The 13728-nt window shown below is 44.0% G+C and carries 10 protein-coding genes; 4 read left to right on the top strand and 6 right to left on the bottom strand.

Annotated features, from left to right (window positions below; genetic code table 11):
* Positions 1-112: 112 nt before the first annotated feature.
* Positions 113-1543 (bottom strand): sigma-54-dependent Fis family transcriptional regulator, encoded by a 1431-nt coding sequence (locus AR337_RS12410; RefSeq protein WP_216637379.1) that lies wholly within the window; start codon positions 1541-1543, stop codon positions 113-115.
* A 210-nt stretch (positions 1544-1753) separates the two neighbouring features.
* On the opposite strand from AR337_RS12410, the gene fabG reads away from it, so the two are divergent.
* Positions 1754-2494 (top strand): 3-oxoacyl-ACP reductase FabG, encoded by a 741-nt coding sequence (gene fabG / locus AR337_RS12405; protein ID WP_059172342.1) that lies wholly within the window; start codon positions 1754-1756, stop codon positions 2492-2494.
* A 173-nt stretch (positions 2495-2667) separates the two neighbouring features.
* On the top strand, positions 2668-3495 hold the full coding sequence (locus AR337_RS12400) for an alpha/beta fold hydrolase (protein WP_059172341.1): 828 nt from the start codon (positions 2668-2670) through the stop codon (positions 3493-3495).
* A gap of 245 nt (positions 3496-3740) precedes the next feature.
* Here AR337_RS12400 and AR337_RS12395 read toward each other — a convergent pair whose 3' ends face one another.
* Together AR337_RS12395 and AR337_RS12390 are read right to left on the bottom strand one after the other, a co-directional pair.
* Positions 3741-4790 (bottom strand): LLM class flavin-dependent oxidoreductase, encoded by a 1050-nt coding sequence (locus AR337_RS12395; RefSeq protein ID WP_059172340.1) that lies wholly within the window; start codon positions 4788-4790, stop codon positions 3741-3743.
* Between the two features lie 90 nt (positions 4791-4880).
* Positions 4881-5477, bottom strand: coding sequence for a DedA family protein (locus AR337_RS12390; protein ID WP_059172339.1), 597 nt, complete (start codon positions 5475-5477; stop codon positions 4881-4883).
* 208 nt (positions 5478-5685) lie between these two features.
* On the opposite strand from AR337_RS12390, the gene AR337_RS12385 reads away from it, so the two are divergent.
* The gene (locus AR337_RS12385) at positions 5686-6270 is read left to right on the top strand and encodes a uracil-DNA glycosylase (protein ID WP_059172338.1); all 585 of its coding nucleotides are present in this window, start codon (positions 5686-5688) and stop codon (positions 6268-6270) included.
* 224 nt (positions 6271-6494) lie between these two features.
* On the opposite strand, the gene AR337_RS12380 is transcribed toward AR337_RS12385, so the two are convergent.
* Complete coding sequence (locus AR337_RS12380) at positions 6495-7739, bottom strand: MFS transporter (protein WP_059172337.1); 1245 nt, start codon at positions 7737-7739, stop codon at positions 6495-6497.
* A gap of 607 nt (positions 7740-8346) precedes the next feature.
* A complete protein-coding gene (locus AR337_RS12375; RefSeq protein ID WP_059172336.1) occupies positions 8347-9789 on the bottom strand; it encodes an HD-GYP domain-containing protein in 1443 nt (480 codons plus the stop codon).
* A gap of 183 nt (positions 9790-9972) precedes the next feature.
* Between AR337_RS12375 and AR337_RS12370 the strand changes: the two genes are divergently transcribed.
* Entirely contained in the window at positions 9973-11790 is a 1818-nt protein-coding gene (locus tag AR337_RS12370) for a dihydroorotate dehydrogenase (protein WP_059172335.1), read from the top strand.
* Positions 11791-11837: 47 nt separating this feature from the next.
* On the opposite strand, the gene pruA is transcribed toward AR337_RS12370, so the two are convergent.
* Entirely contained in the window at positions 11838-13469 is a 1632-nt protein-coding gene (gene pruA / locus AR337_RS12365) for an L-glutamate gamma-semialdehyde dehydrogenase (RefSeq protein ID WP_059172334.1), read from the bottom strand.
* Between the last annotated feature and the right edge of the window lie 259 nt (positions 13470-13728).

Below are 13728 nucleotides of genomic sequence, written 5' to 3'. Positions count from 1 at the left end.
ACTTGTAAAAATTTTTTGAACAAATAAAAAATGACTTTGATTTGTTCTCAAAGTCATTTTGGTTTGTAAGCGCTTTCGTTTTAGTGTCCGATATTCCGACAGGTGTAGGGTTTCACGACAGAGGCGGCTTTAATTGGTATTTTTCTATTTTGTCGTAGAGGCTCGAACGGCTAATATTGAGGATATCAGCTACCTTTACTTTATTAAAGTTCAACTCGTCCAGGTAATTTTTAATAATCTCTTTTTCCGTTTCGTCCAGGATACTTTTTAACGTTTGCCCTTTTGATAGCTTATGAAGCTTCTTGTTTCTCGTAATCGTGAATGGAAGATGGACAGAATGAATCGTATCGGTATCTGTGAGATTGATGGCACGCTCCAGTACGTTCTCAAGTTCCCTGACGTTACCAGGCCAATGGTAGTTCAGCAGATGCTCCATCGCATTATTGGAAATGGTGCGGACGTAAACCCCTAACTGGCTCGACAGCTTCTCAAGCAGCTTCATCGCCATATCCGCCGTATCGGTTTCCCGTTCGCGCAACGGCGGGATTTCAATTGACATGACATTCAGGCGGTAAAAAAGATCTTCACGGAATGACCCTTCCTCCACCATTTTTTCGAGGTTTTTATTGGTGGCCGCAATCACGCGAACATCAACTGGAATCGTCCTCGTACCGCCAACTCTTTCAATCTCTTTTTCCTGCAGGACGCGAAGGAGCTTGGCCTGCATGCTGAGCGGCATGTCGCCAATTTCATCAAGAAAAATGCTGCCGCCGCTTGCCAGTTCAAACTTTCCAAGCTTGCCTCCCTTTTTAGCCCCCGTAAACGCTCCTTCCACATAGCCGAATAGTTCCGACTCAAGCAGCTCCGCCGGGATTGCGGCACAGTTGACCTTGATAAATCTCTCATGCTTCCTGTTGCTGGAGTGATGGATTGCATGGGCAAATAATTCCTTGCCAGTTCCGCTTTCCCCCAGCAATAAAACATTCGATTTTGTTTGGGAAGCCCTTCTTCCCATATAAATCGCCAACACCATTTTCTCGCTCGTACCCAGGATGTTTTCCCAGCTATATTTCGCACCATGGATGTGCTTCAACTGTTCCTCAGCATAGTTTAACGCTGTCTCAAGGAGTTTATTTTTTTCAATAATATCCTTGAACTCTTTCACATCCTGGAAGAGCAGCAACCCAAAGCCGTAGGCCACTTCTTGATTTATATCCAGTACAGGTATTCTGTGGACAATCGCTGTTTTTCCGTTCTTAAATTTATGTTTCCAGGCTATCTCCGGTTTCTTGCTTGATAATACATATGGGAACCTTGAAAATTCATCTACTTCCAATACCGGTTTTCCTATGATTTCTTCCTTCGGGAAACCTAAATAATCGGCAAAAATTTGGTTAATCATCCGGATTTTCGTATCTTTATCAACCAAAATGATTGGAACTGAAATAGGATCAAACAGCTTTTCCATTGTATTCAGAAAAGCCTCTGAGCCAAGGATTTCCAAATCTACAGTGGTGATTACGTTGGTAACATCCAAACTCACAAATTCCCCTCCCGTTTTCATCTCTATTCCTTTATTGTATATAATTAACAGTACAAAATGGAACTTTTTTATAAAAAATGTAGGAAATTCAGACAGTGTTTGTCGTTGGCTACATTCCGGGTGGAGATTTTTCTTTAAAATAGTGATTATTCAGGTTGGCAAGATTCTTGCATACTATTTAATTGACTATATATTGGGAGGTAACAAGAGATGAGATTAAAAGACAAAGTGGCGATTGTTACGGGAGCTGGAAGAGGAATCGGGGAAGCAACTGCGATAAAATTTGCAAAAGAAGGTGCAAAGGTCATCGTTGCCGATGTAAACAGCGAGGACGTTGACCGGACTGTTGCTGTTATTACTGAAGACGGCGGCGAGGCGGTTGGCATGGTCGTTGATGTAACTGAACTGGTCCAGGTGGAAAAAATGGTTTCTGATACGTTGGAGCATTTCGGAAGCGTTGACATCGTGGTGAATAACGCCGGAATCACCGCTGACGCCCAGTTGATTAAAATGGAAGAAGCCCAGTGGGACAGGGTCATTGATGTTAACTTAAAAGGAGTCTTCAACGTCGCCCAGGCCGCAGCAAAACAAATGAAGGAGCAGCGTTGCGGCGTCATTTTGAATGCCTCCTCTGTTGTTGGCTTATATGGAAACTTCGGACAAACAAACTATGCAGCAACCAAATGGGGCGTCATCGGCATGAGCAAAACGTGGGCGAAGGAGCTTGGCCGGTTTGGCATCCGTGTGAATGCGGTTGCCCCTGGGTTCATCATGACGCCGATGGTCGAAAAAATGCCTGAAAAGGTTCTTGAAATGATGAAAGGAAAATCTCCGCTTGGGGTCCTCGGCCAGCCGGAGGACATTGCCAATGCGTATACGTTCCTTGCCTCTGATGAAGCACGGTATATTACCGGGACTGTATTGAGCGTTGATGGCGGGGTTGTGCTTTAATACATGTGGGGATTATCGGACAATTTTCATTAGGGGGAGACTGGATCTGTCCGATATGTGAGTTATCGGACCAGAGTTCTTTAAAACTAGGTGGGTTTTGTCCGTTATTCGAGGTTGAGTCGGGCTGATTCTTATGGAATTCAGCCTTTTTGCATATGATGGGAGGCGTTGGCATGGCAATGATGAATATTAACGGAAATGAATTGTTTTACGAGGTGTTTGGGGATTCGGAAGCGCGCGAAACGGTTATGTTTTTTAATGGAGTGATGACGACGACGTCTTCGTGGGCCTTATACTATCCCCTTTTTGAAAAAGTCGGCTATCGGATTCTCCTTCATGACTTTAAAGGACAAATGAAATCCGCCAAGCCTGATGGCCCTTATACATTTAGGGAGCATGCGGAAGATGCGAAGGTTTTGCTGGATGGGCTGGGAATTAAAAAGGTGCACCTGGTCGGAACGTCGTATGGCGGCAAGGCGGCACTTCGGTTTGCGATTGATTATCCTGAGATTGCGGTTAGCCTGACGTTGATTGATGTTGCCAGTGAAATTGACGAAACGACTCGGCTGTTTTTGGAGGGCTGGAAACAGCTGGCTATGGGTCCTCAAGGAGAAGCTTTTTTCTGGGGAGCGGTCCCTTCCCTTTACTACAATTCCTTTGTTGAGAAAAATAAAGAATTTCTCGCCGAGCGGGCAAAGCTAATGAATGATATTGGAGAGGATTATTTCAAGGGGCAGGTCCACCTCTATGATACGTATATCAATGATTTGGATGTAACCGGTGAGCTTTGCAAAGTGAAGTGTCCGACTCTCGTTGTGGTTGGGGAGAATGATCTGCTGACCCCCCGCCGATTTTCGGACATTCTTGTACGGCACATACCGAATACGGAATATCTCATCATTCCCGAGTGTGGCCATGTGGCCATTTTTGAACAGCCTGAGAGCTTGTTGACTGCGATGGTGGGGTTTGTTTTGAAAAATAGTGAGTGTGTGAGGAGTTAGTGTGGCGGCCTGCTAGCAGTCTTGGACTTCTTCACGACTTCGTTTGGTAAGCCTTGAAAAGTGAGTAGTACAAAAATGGCACTTATCACTTTTCAAGACAAATGGTTTTTCTCTTGAAATTATTTGGCGAAAGGTAATCTAGCGTTGAGTGTTTCCTTCTTTCGTTGTAGAAGCTGCCAATATTATAATTTCACCAAATCAAATCGGTCCTTAGATTCCTAAAAGAGCCGTTTAACCAATGAAAATTAGTTCGACGCTTCCCAGCGGGCGACTTCTTCCCTGACCCGCGGCGCCACTTCCGTACCAAAAAGTTCAATCGCCCTCATTACATCTTCATGCGGCATCGACCCAACCGGGCAATGAAGCATGAACCGGGTTATCCCGACATTTTTACGTAAAAAGATAATCTTTTCCGCGACTGTTTCAGGGTCCCCGACATAAAGCGCTCCTTCCAGAGTCCGCGCAGAGTCGAATGCCCTGCGAGAGTACGGCCCCCAGCCACGCTCCCGCCCCAGCTTGTTCATAACCTGCTGGGTTGACGGGAAAAACTTATCCGCTGCTGTTTCGGTATCCTCCGCCACAAAGCCGTGCGAATGGGACGCAACTTTCAGCTTTGAAAGATCGTGTCCCGCATGTTCGGCAGCCTTCCAATAGAGTTGGACAAGCGGGGCAAAGTGAAGCGGGCTTCCCCCGATAATGGCGAGGACAAGCGGCAATCCGAGTAACCCTGCACGAACAACGGATTCCTGATTGCCTCCGCTTCCAATCCAGATTGGCAATGGATCCTGTACCGGCCGCGGGTAAATCCCAATATTATTAATAGCTGGCCTGTGCTTCCCGCTCCGGGTCACTTTCTCTGATTTTTGCAGCGCCAATAGCAAGTCCAGCTTCTCCTCAAACAGCTCATCATAATCCTTCAAATCATATCCAAACAGCGGAAACGACTCGATGAACGATCCCCTTCCCGCCATGATTTCCGCCCGGCCGTTTGATAATCCGTCGAGCGTCGCGAAATCCTGGAAAACCCGCACTGGGTCATCCGATGAAAGCACCGTTACCGCACTTGTGAGCCGAATCCGCTTTGTCTGCATGGCGGCAGCCGCCAGCAAAACTGCCGGTGATGAAGCCGCGAAATCCTCCCGGTGATGCTCTCCAACACCAAATACATCTAGTCCCACCTGATCCGCTAAAACAATTTCCTCAGCTACTTCGCGCAAACGCTGCGCATGGCTGATAACTTTCCCGGTCCCCGGATCCGGCGTAGTTTCCACAAATGTACTAATGCCTAATTCCATTTTCAATTCCTCCTTCATCAGCCACCCAAATGCATAGCCAGATATCCTCCATTGTACCTTTTTTAAGAAATTGCGAGTAAAAATCCGCTCTCACTTCTGTTTTTTGATTTTCTTTTTCCAAGAGAAATAGAAGACAACCGCTATGAGCAACAAGCAAGCCAAATAAAAACTGTACTTTGATCCGTACAGCTTTACTTTATCCCAATCCTTCCCTAGAACTGTTCCTAGTGTAATAAAGGTAAACGTCCAGATAAAAGCCCCGCTGTATGCAAAAATAACAAATTTTTTAATCGGGTATTTATTGATGGCAGCAATATAGGCGGTGAGATGGCGAATCCCGGGTATAAAATAGCCTACAACTAGGACAGCGGGGCCAATTTTTTCAAATAACTTCTTTGTGTAATTGATTTTTTGCTCGGTAATATGGACTTTAGGGCCAAACTTGTGTAAAAGCGGCAGCCCTAATTTATAGCCAATAAAGTAACTCAGGCTAATTCCCCCTGCCGCCCCGGCAAAAGCACTCACTAGTGACGGAAAATAGGAAAGTTTGTCCCGGAAAATCGAAAAACCGACATACGTCAAAAGGACCTCATCCGGAATGGGAAGGCCCACAATCCCCCCAACCAGCAAGATGATGATCCCGATATAACCAAAATGTTCGATAAAATAGTTCAAATGCTGTTCCATTCCGCATCCCACCAGGAAAATAATAGAACTATTCTTTTACCCGTTTTACAAGTAATTAAAAGGAAAGCCCATCATTATTCTTTAGCCAATTGGCCTATTTATGCAAAAAAGTGATGAATGCACAGTTGATTTGGAGGTTTAACCTGAACACTTTTTTATTAGGGCATGTGGGCATAATGTAATAAATTGATTTCGAGGAGGTTATCGTTTGAGTGAGTTTTGTGCTTCATTATGGCCGGAAGATCCAACCCCAGAAGGTTTAAAGAACTGCAGTCAATGCGGCCTCGATGAGCATGGGTCGAGAATGGTTTGGGGGGAAGGGAATCCAGATGCCCCAATTCTCGTCTTGCTGGATAATCCCGGCGCACGAGAGGATAGAAAAAACAGGCCTTTTATCTGTGGAACGAGGCAAACGCTTCAGCATGCTGCTTATCACGCTGGATTAACAACCAACGACTTGTACGTCACCTATGTTTTAAAAAGAAAGCCTGTCCGAGCCTATAATAAAGAGCGAACCCGGCAAATCTGCCTAGGCCACCTTAAGCAGCAACTCGAGACAAAGCAGCCACAATCCATCATCTGCCTCGGCAACATTGCTGTTCAATCTTTCTTTCAAAATACAGAAGCAAACGTAAAATCATTAAGAGGCCAAATCCATGAAGTCCAGGGATACAAAACAATCGTTGCCTACCATCCATTGGCTGTCAGGCGCCGCCCCAACCTATTGCCCATATTTTTGGAGGATTGGAAACTGGCCGCAGAGCATTTATTTAACAATGGGTCTGTTAGTTAGTCTGCCTCAAAAGATAATAAAACCCTAAAGCTGACAGCCTGAAAAATCAGTGCTGTTTGCTGTAGGGGATTATTTTATGGCTGGAGGATAATACTCTTCTTTTGGAATGCCTGTCACTTCCGTTAATGACATTGTATCCGCTGCCTATAAAGCAAAAAGCCATTCTATGGAAACTAAGAATGGCTTTTAAATGTTTCTTATTATCATTGGATATATAGATAAATTTACGTTTCCTCTATAACCGGTTTTCCAGCCTTGATTAATACTTTGTTCCGCCCTAACATGATAGCCAATACGATAATGAACACGCCCGTTCCTATCAGCAGCCATTCAATTTTGATTATATCGGCGAGCGGGCCGAATATAAGCATTCCGATTGGCATCATTGAGGTTGAAATCATTCCCATGACTCCAAAAACTCTTCCTAAATAGTCTTCTTCTATTTTTTCTTGCAAAAGAACGGTTGTCGGAGTGTTGAAAATTGGCATTGTAACTCCGAAAATGGCCATGAAGACTAAATAAATCCAAAAGATCGGAATGATGCCAAGCGCGAATGTGCAAATACCCATGATCACACTCGCAAATGCCATCGTTTTGACTTTATTTTGAAAGCCTCCCCAGGCGGCAATAATTCCGCCGCCAGCCATCATGCCGATGGAAAAGGCAATCTCAATTGCAGTTAGTCTCCATACATCATCGCCAAAACTGCGGGCCACCTGCAATGGCGTCAAAAATGCCGCAGGCGCCATCAATACAAAAAAGACCGCAAAGAAAAGGAAAAATTGTTTAAGATAAGCATGGCTATTAACATAGTGCAACCCTTGTTTAAAGTCACTCATGTAGCTCGTCGTTTGTTTTTCCGTTGCCTTCTTATGCGCGGGAATCTTTAAGAAAGCAAGCAATGTAACAATGGCAATCGCCGCAGTAATGACATCAATGAAGAAAATGATTTCAATCGAAGTCATTGCTAGTAACGCCGCACTGACCATCGGAGAGACAAACATGATAATAGCAAGAATACTTCCATTTATTCCGTTTACCTTTGTCAGCCTATCCTTTGGAACGATTTGCGGCAAAATAGCCCCGACAGCCGGCGTCTGGATCCCCGTACCAAAGGCTCGGATCGCAGCCATCACAAAAAGCAGCCAAAGGGAGTCATACCCCATTAAAAAAAGGATAGCCATAATTAATGTAGCCACTGCAATAAGCGCGTCTGCCAATACAATCAGCATTTTCCGGTTATAGCGGTCGGCCCAAACGCCTGCAACAGGCGACAAAATAAACGTAGGGATGAAACCGCAAATGATATACAGCATCATCATTAATCCCGATTTTGTCGTTAACGTGATGTACCACATTATCGCATATTGAACCAGGGATGATCCAAAAAGCGAAATCGTCTGGCTCGTTAAAAAGAGAATGATATTCCTGAACCAATTCTCCTTATGATCATTCGTTTCTACATTCATTACCTAACAACTCATTCCTTCATTTCTATTTTACTGGGAACAGTATACCCAAAGTTACACCTATTTTACCCGTTTTGCGACAGTTCCCAACCTAACCTGATTTCACCTGCGCTTCACAGATATCGGTGCTTTATCTGACAACCCACCCCGATTTCTGCCTCCGCTTGTCAGATATCGGTGCTTTATCTGACAACCCAACCCGATTTCAGGCTACGCTTGTCAGATATCCGGGCTTTATCTGACAACCCAACCAGATTTCTGCCTCCGCTTGTCAGATATCCGGGGTTTATCTGACAACCTAACCCGATTTCCGCCCTCTGCTTGTCAGATATCATGGGTTTATCTGACAACCCAACCAGATTTCAGGCTACGCTTGTCAGATATCGGTGCTTTATCTGACAACCCAACCAGATTTCTGCCTCCGCTTGTCAGATATCCGGGGTTTATCTGACAACCTAACCCGATTTCCGCCCTCTGCTTGTCAGATATCATGGGTTTATCTAACAACCCAACCCGATTTCCGCCTCCGCTTGTCAGATGACAAGGCTTTATCCGACAACCCAACCCGAATTTCGCTTGCGAATATGTAGCAATACGCAAAATTTCTCTAAGCTAGAGCCCTCTTAACGATTGTCCCATCCTTTATGAATTCTGAAGGATATTGATAAACAAATGGATCCTTTATGCATACCTCTTCCCATGCAGCCACACAGGCAGGATCAAAGTGAGTTCCTATACTATCTTTTAAAAATTCCATTGCCTTACCGTGAGTCCATGCTTTCCTGTACGACCTTTCAGATGTAAGTGCGTCGTATACATCCGCCACGGCTACGATTCTAGCATATAATGGTATGTTTTCTCCAGAAAGCCTGTCTGGATATCCTGTACCATCCCACTTTTCATGATGGGACCGAATGATGCTTAATTCTTCTTTTAAAAATCCAAGCACTTTGCACATATTAAATCCTGTTGCAGGGTGTTCCTCAATCAGCATTCTTTCTTCCTGTGCCAATCTTCCTGGTTTATTCAGGATGTAATCTGGAATGCCTATCTTTCCAACATCATGCAGGAGGGAACCTTGCAGAATAATTCGCAGTTCTTCTGGTTTGAGACCCATTTCCTCCGCTAGTTTCAAAGCATATAAGGTTACCCTGAATGTATGTCCGGCTGTATAACTGTCCTTCTCTTCTGTAGCCGTCACAAGGGCCCTGATACTGGACGGGATGCTATTTGTTATACGCTCAAACGGATCTGTGATAAACAGGGAACGCAATGATTCAGATACCGTTCCTTTAACTGCATATTGCTTGTATAAGCCAATGATCATAACCACCATTGAACCAAGAAGAAGGAAATGATAAATCCACCAGCTCAGGCTCCACAATAATCCTCTTACCATAATAATCTGGGACACCATAATCCAGCCAGAGCTAAAGACAATTGCAAGCTGCAATGGAAACCGCGTAAAACGGTAGGATTGGAAATACCTATGTATTGTCACCCCATTAAGTACAAGAATAAGGATGGTAATAATAATCTTTAACGGATTCATGTTAAGTGGAACAATGTCAACAATCCCTGGATTCAGAAGGCCGATGGTGCAAAAAATGCTTAGGGCAATTGTCCAGGAAGGAACCAGGACTTTTTGCCGGGAGGCGAGAAAAACGATAAATTTATTATTAGAGGAAAATGAAGAGAACCATAGCCAAACAGTTACAAGCAGCATGCTTAATTGCGCCGCTACACCAGGCAGGCTTGTAATTCCAAAAATAAAAAACGGCGTTGAAAGGCCATGGACTGAAAACATAATAGAGAGGGATATAAAAGCGAGCGAAAGGATACTGACTTTTATATTCCTCAGCCTGCTGCCACATATCCCTACCAATAGTGCAATCCCTGAAGCAAGAATGGACACAACCGAAACAATATAAAAATGGCCATGGGGATGTACTAAGGTAGGATTATTGAAAATCTCCAACTGAATCAATTCAAATAAAACATACGGGAAAATTATTGCTAAAAAAGGTATGGAAATCACTATTTTTTTCATCTTAATCCTCCAGGCTGAACAACAGAACGAATATTATGTATCCGTTCCATTTTAACACGGGAAGAAACTGGTAAGAATATTTATTTTTTAACATACCAAATTGGTAAACAGTGTAAATAGGTCGGCACTAACCTTTACCAAGTATGATACTATATTTACAGATACGCAGAGGGGGGATTAGCCATGCCGGATTGGTCGTACCATACTTTATTCAAGCCGATTCTCATGAAGCTGCCCCCTGCCTTTAGCCGCGGGTTTATTCACCGTGGAATGAGCATGTTATCATCTACGCCAATCGGCGAAGCCGTTATTGAATTCCTTGGCCACATGGCACCTCCAAAGAAACTGGAAAATCATTTATTTAATGTCGATTTTGCCACCCCGGTAGGACTGAGTGGGAGATTGGATTCCGAATTATCAGGATTGAAGGCCTTTCAAAATCTTGGGTTTGGCTTTATTGAAATTGGCCCCGTTTCACTTAACGGCTCGACACAGAAGGAGATTCTAAGCGTTGACCCAGAAAAGGAGCAAATTACAGGAATATCAGGCCGAACACAAGCCTTGGAAACAGTTATAAAAGAACTGGCTTCATTAAAAAAGAAGAAAATGCCTTTTTTAATTAGGGCCGAGGGAACGTTAAATGAAATAAATCAAATTTGCGATACCCTTCTTCCTAATGGTGATGCATTCATTCTAAATAGCACTCTTTTCGAATCAGATACTCAATTTCACCATTTTAGAAACAGAATCGATAAACCCGTCATCCTGGACTGCACAGCAGAACTCGGAACAACAACCGAACGGATTCGAACCTTTCATCCAATCGGAATCCTTCTTGAAGGGACTTCTTCTGAAATTCTTCGCCATGGACTGGCAGTTTTAAGGGAATCATTTGGTGAGGACGTGCCGCTAATAACCTCAGGTGGAGTAAAGGAACCTGCCAATGCTGTGGCATTATTGGAGAGCGGCGCTTCCCTTATTCTTTTGGGGCAAGAATATGTATTCTCCGGTCCTGGACTGCCAAAACGGATAAATGAAGCATACAGTGGCACTTTCCAAAAGCAGCCCGCCATTTTGGACGGATGGATCTGGTATTGGCTGTTTGGGTTTGCCATTACAGTTGCTGGATTCATTGCGTTATTTTTCAGCATGAAAGATGTAATCCTTCCCTACGATGAAGCGTTCCTTGGTATGTTCAGGGACGATATTGTGGATTTTAATTCCGCGATTTTATTTTTTATGGCGCATGACCGCATGACACTTTCAGGGACCATGATATCAGGTGGCATCATCTACATGCAGTTGGCGAGGCATGGAATCAGGTACGGGTTGCATTGGGCTAGAAAAGCCGTAAACACCGCCGGGATTATTGGATTTCTAGGGATCTTTTTATTTATTGGATATGGGTATTTTGACTGGCTGCATGGATTGTTTTGGCTTATACTGCTGCCCTTTTTTATTGCTGGATATATGAAAACAAAAACCGCGGCAGAAAGTCCGACTAGCACGAACCTTTTCAATTCCCGGTCCTGGAAGCTGAGCCTTTTTGGGCAGCTTGCTTTTATCGTATTAGGGGCTTCTTTAACCATTGGCGGAGCCGTTATTTCTTTCATTGGGGCTTCAAGTGTGTTTGTCCCGACGGATATAACCTATTTATGCATGTCTCCGGAAATGCTAAATGCGTTTAACGATAAGTTAATTCCGGTGATTGCCCATGACCGCGCCGGTTTCGGAAGCGCCTTGTTAAGTGTTGGCTTGCTCGTATTGATGCTGGCGTTATGGGGAATACGCGAGGGAGAACGTTGGGTTTGGTGGACCTTCACAATTGGGGCCATTCCAGCATTTTTATCGGGGATTGTTACTCATTTTATTATTGGGTATACCGATTTCATCCACTTGCTGCCTGCGTATTTTGCTCTACTCCTGTACGCGGCCGGGGTCATTTTCACCGCGCAATTTTTAATGAATGGGCCAATTTTTAAAAAATCCCGGCAAAATTAAAAAGCGGTTGAAACAATTCGTTTCAACCGCTTTTCTGCATTCTATTCTTATTCTTCATCCATAAATGGATAGACGATATCTGTAGTTGGCACAAAGTTCTCTTTGATGACACGTGGGCTTGTCCAGCGAATCATGTTGAAGATAGAACCAGCTTTGTCGTTTGTACCAGAACCGCGGGAACCGCCGAATGGCTGCTGGTTAACCATCGCGCCAGTTGGCTTGTCATTGATATAGAAGTTTCCAGCTGCTTCAGATAAACGGCGCTCCAAATGCATGATCACTTGGCGATCCTGCGCAAAGATAGCACCCGTTAACGCATAGATAGACGCTGTATTGACTGCATCCAACGTTTCTTCTAATTTATCATTTTCATATACATAAATCGTTAAGACTGGTCCGAAAATTTCTTCTACCATTGTCTTGAAGTTTGGATTGGTTGTTACAATAATTGTAGGCTGAATGAAATAGCCAACAGAATCATCATACGTACCGCCAGCAATAATTTCTGCTTCTTCAGAATTTGCCGCATAATCGATATAACCTGTAATGGAATCGAAAGCAGGTTTATCAATAACCGCACCCATGAAGTTTCTAAAGTCGCGGACATCGCCAACTTTGAGCTTAGAAGTTTCTTCGAGCATCTTTCCTTTAACTTCTTCCCAGATGCTTGCTGGAATGTATGCGCGGGAAGCTGCTGAACATTTTTGGCCTTGGTATTCAAATGCTCCGCGAACAAGGGCAGCGGCTACTTTATCCGCTTGTGCGGTTTCGTGGGCAAATACAAAGTCTTTACCGCCAGTTTCCCCAATCAGGCGAGGATAGGAGTTGTACTTTGCAATGTTTTCCCCTACTGTTTTCCAAATTGTGTTGAAGGTATCAGTTGAGCCAGTAAAGTGGAATCCAGACATACGAGGGTCTGTTAATACGACTTCAGATACTTGTGAACCACGGGAAGGAACAAAGTTGATTACGCCTTTTGGCAATCCAGCTTCCTCTAAGATACGCATGAAATAGTAGTTTGCCAGGATAGAAGTGGTTGCCGGTTTCCAAACAACAACGTTCCCCATTATTGCAGGAGCTGCTGGCAGGTTCCCGCCAATTGCCGAGAAGTTAAATGGAGAAATGGCCAATACAAAGCCATCCAATGGACGGTAATCTGTACGGTTCCAAATATTCTTCATGCTCTCAGGCTGAATTTGATAGATTTGATTCGCACATTCAACGCCAAAACGCAGGAAGTCGATTAATTCCTGTGCAGCATCGATTTCAGATTGGTAAGCTGTCTTGGATTGTCCCAGCATAGTAGCAGCATTCATAACATCACGGTATGGACCAGAGATTAAATCAGCCGCTTTCAGGAAAATGGATGCACGGTGTTCCCATGGCATATTAGCCCATGCTTCTTTCGCAGCCATCGCCGCTTCTACTGCATCACGCAGTTCTTTCTCCCCGGCTTGCGAAAAGTTGGCCAAAACATGCTGATGATTATGAGGCATAACCACTTGCTTCACTGTATCTGTCTTTACATCTTCTCCGTTAATAATTACAGGAATCTCAACGACCTTTTCAGACTGGCGCTTTAATTCCGCTTTTAACGTCTCCCGTTCTTTTGTACCAGGTGCATACGTATTGCCAGGCTCATTTTTAACTGTTGGGATTGTAAAAATTCCGTTACTCATTCTCTCACTTTCCTTCCTGTTAAAATACTATCACTATTATATAAATATATTTATTTACACCGTCAAAATTATATCATACTTTCGCGATTCTTGCCCTTTCTTTCCATGGATAAAGAACAGGGAGTGGTATCCATGCCTGGTATGAAAAGCTAACCATTATTAATATGAAAAAAGAAGCGCTTCTGTTATAGAAGAGCTTCTTTTAAAGGCAGTCCCCTCCGGAGGCTAAACTGCCTGGATACTCGTAGCATTTCATTTA

The organism is Bacillus sp. FJAT-27445 (assembly GCF_001510665.1).
Lineage (GTDB): Bacteria > Bacillota > Bacilli > Bacillales > Cytobacillaceae > Bacillus_D.
This window is presented reverse-complemented; position numbering and strand designations above follow the sequence as displayed.

What these genes read in the sequence shown, in the direction of transcription:
- fabG (WP_059172342.1), top strand. Translation starts at nt 1,754, where the DNA reads ATGAGATTAAAAGACAAAGTGGCGATTGTTACGGGAGCTGGAAGAGGA.
- AR337_RS12400 (WP_059172341.1), top strand. Translation starts at nt 2,668, where the DNA reads ATGGCAATGATGAATATTAACGGAAATGAATTGTTTTACGAGGTGTTT.
- AR337_RS12395 (WP_059172340.1), bottom strand. Translation starts at nt 4,790, where the DNA reads ATGGAATTAGGCATTAGTACATTTGTGGAAACTACGCCGGATCCGGGG.
- AR337_RS12390 (WP_059172339.1), bottom strand. Translation starts at nt 5,477, where the DNA reads ATGGAACAGCATTTGAACTATTTTATCGAACATTTTGGTTATATCGGG.
- AR337_RS12380 (WP_059172337.1), bottom strand. Translation starts at nt 7,739, where the DNA reads ATGAATGTAGAAACGAATGATCATAAGGAGAATTGGTTCAGGAATATC.
- AR337_RS12375 (WP_059172336.1), bottom strand. Translation starts at nt 9,789, where the DNA reads ATGAAAAAAATAGTGATTTCCATACCTTTTTTAGCAATAATTTTCCCG.
- AR337_RS12370 (WP_059172335.1), top strand. Translation starts at nt 9,973, where the DNA reads ATGCCGGATTGGTCGTACCATACTTTATTCAAGCCGATTCTCATGAAG.
- pruA (WP_059172334.1), bottom strand. Translation starts at nt 13,469, where the DNA reads ATGAGTAACGGAATTTTTACAATCCCAACAGTTAAAAATGAGCCTGGC.